We start from the raw sequence: 2,417 nt of genomic DNA on the forward strand, positions 1-2,417 counted from the left end.
GTCAGGCGCACCGCGCTTGCCGAGCAGAAGATCGGCCAGGCCGAGCGTGACGCCATCAGCGAAGTCCGCGCCAGCGCCGTCGATATCGCCGTTGAGGCAGCGCGCGCGCTGCTTGCCGGCAAGATCGACGCCAAGGCCGATGCAGATCTGTTCAAGGCTTCGCTTGCGGACGTGAAGTCGAAGCTGAACTAGCTTTCGCATACGCCATACAATCGAAGCCGCCAGGGCAACCCGGCGGCTTTTTTGTTGCGGCGCTGATAATCTCCCCCCTCGAGGGGGAGATGTCGCCGAAGGCGACAGAGGGGGTCGGCTCTACTGGGCGCACGCCTTCTTGCAGCGAAGAAAAGGTCGGCGCTTCACGCGCGGCGACCCCCTCTGGCCTGCCGGCCATCTCCCCCTTGTGGGACTGTTGCAAAATTGGGTGGATATGATTCTCTGTTTTTGAAACGGGGATCGAGCGATGGCGACGAGGCCGAGCGGTCAGTTCAGTTTTGTGGAGGCCCTGCTGCCGCAGGGACTTGGTCGGAGCGGTCGCCTGGACCGGCTTTCGTCGCTGGTGAAGTGGTATCGCTTCGAGAAGATCCTGGCGCGGCTGCGCTCGCCGGCTGGACCAGGCCGGCCTGCCTACAATTCGCTGGTGATGTTCAAGGCACTTCTGTTGCAGTCCTTGTATGGACTGTCGGACAGCGAACTGGAGGAGGCGCTGGCCGATCGGCTGTCGTTCCGCCGCTTCGTTGGGCTGACGCTCGAGGAGACGGTTCCCGACCACACCACCCTCAACCGCTTTCGCAATCTTCTTGTGGAGGTTGGGCTTCTGGAGAAGCTGTTTGGCGAACTGGACCGGCAGTTGGACAAGGCCGGGCTGATCCTGCGGCGCGGCACGATGCTCGATGCCACGGTGATCGAGACGGCGGCGGCACGCCCACCCAGTGGAGCGGCGCACGAGGCGGGTCAGGCCGGCGATCCCGATGCCGGCTTTACACGTCGGCAGGGCAAGCCTGGCTCCTCCTATGGCTACAAGGCCCATGTTGGTGTCGATCAGGGCTCTGGCCTGATCCGCCGGGTGAGGACGACAGCGGCCAACGTCAACGATACGGTCGAGGCAGATCATCTGATCTGTGGCGACGAAGGCGCGGTGCTGGCGGATGCGGCCTATCACACCAAGGCGCGCGAGCTGTTGTTGAGGGAGCGCGGGATCAAGCCGCGACTGATGCGGCGGGCCAACAAGCATCATCCGCGCCTGCCAGCGCGGCTGAAACACTTCAACCGGCTGATCGCGCGGCAACGCTTTGCCGTCGAGACGACCTTTGCCACCTTGAAGAACCGCATGCGGCTTTGCGCCATCCGCTATCGCGGCCTGGCCAAGGCGGCAGCACAGATCCTCATCGCGGCCATCGCCTTCAACATGCGCCGCTGGGTGACGCTGGCGACCTGATCCAGGGCCGCATTGCGCCCGAAATCCGCCGAATACCTCAAACCCAAGCCAATCCGGCCCCAACCCCGCCTCGCAAGGCAACCCACATTGGCCTTGCCTTCTCTCCTTGCCCCAACAGCCCAATAACGCAACGGGCCCACAAGGGGGGAGATCAGCTATCCAATCCAGCAAAGCTCTCTTCTTCAACCACTTCAGCGCCACCCAGCCTGAACGGTGAAAACGATACGCGATGCAGCCGCGCCACCGGGCCATGCGCTTCGATCGCGGTGCGATGGCGAACCGTGGCGTAGCCCATATGAACTTCGAACCCGTAGCGGTCGTGGTGGTTGCCGCAGCCGCACATCATGCGGTCTCGCATCACCTTGGCGACGATCGAGGCGGCCGCGATCGACTGCGAACGCTGGTCGCCCTTGATCAGCGCGCGTCCTTCGCAGGGCAGCCCCGGTGGTACGTCGCGTCCGTCAGCGAGGGCGAGCTTCGGTCGGACCGACAGCCCGACCAGTGCGCGGCGCATGGCTTCCAGGCTTGCCTTGAGGATGTTGCTGCCGTCGATGCCCTCGGCGCTGATGGAGGCCATCGACACCGCCTGAGCGGAGCCGAGAATTCGCAGGAACAAGGCTTCACGCTGCAAATGGCTGAGGCGTTTGGAATCGTCGAGGCCGTCGGGAATGTTGGCGGGATCGAGCACCACGGCTGCCGCGACCACCGGCCCGGCCAGGGGGCCACGGCCTGCCTCGTCCATCCCGGCGACCGGCCACAGGCCCTCGGCCATCGCCTTCGTCTCGAAGGAGAAGTCGGGCTTCTCGATGATCTCAAAGAGAGGCGGAGAATCGGAACGCGCGCGAGCCATGTTGCGGCGAGGTTCGCATCGGCTCCGATTCTCCGCAAGTCCCTCCGGGTCGGGTGGGGCGCCGGACCGGGAGGGCACCGTCTGCAGGCCGGGGCAGGCCGGACGGGATTCTTGGTGCGCGACGGATCAACC

2 protein-coding genes and 1 pseudogene are annotated in these 2,417 nt (G+C 64.8%); 2 read left to right on the top strand and 1 reads right to left on the bottom strand.

All coding sequences use genetic code 11. From position 1 onward, the window contains the following. Positions 1 to 192, top strand: a pseudogene (locus tag EN943_RS36520) (ATP F0F1 synthase subunit B); the annotation flags it as partial. A gap of 268 nt (positions 193 to 460) precedes the next feature. After that, the gene (locus EN943_RS36525) at positions 461 to 1,435 is read left to right on the top strand and encodes an IS5 family transposase (RefSeq protein WP_127416558.1); all 975 of its coding nucleotides are present in this window, start codon (positions 461 to 463) and stop codon (positions 1,433 to 1,435) included. Positions 1,436 to 1,586: 151 nt separating this feature from the next. On the opposite strand, the gene EN943_RS36530 is transcribed toward EN943_RS36525, so the two are convergent. Beyond that, a complete protein-coding gene (locus EN943_RS36530; protein ID WP_127416559.1) occupies positions 1,587 to 2,285 on the bottom strand; it encodes a ribonuclease HII in 699 nt (232 codons plus the stop codon). Between the last annotated feature and the right edge of the window lie 132 nt (positions 2,286 to 2,417).

Origin of the sequence: Mesorhizobium sp. M7A.F.Ca.US.006.01.1.1 (genome assembly GCF_003997935.1) — a bacterium.
In the GTDB taxonomy this organism is placed as follows: Bacteria; Pseudomonadota; Alphaproteobacteria; order Rhizobiales; family Rhizobiaceae; genus Mesorhizobium.

Coding starts and splice junctions, on each gene's coding strand:
- EN943_RS36530 (WP_127416559.1), bottom strand. CDS start 2,285: ATGGCTCGCGCGCGTTCCGATTCTCCGCCTCTCTTTGAGATCATCGAG.
- EN943_RS36525 (WP_127416558.1), top strand. CDS start 461: ATGGCGACGAGGCCGAGCGGTCAGTTCAGTTTTGTGGAGGCCCTGCTG.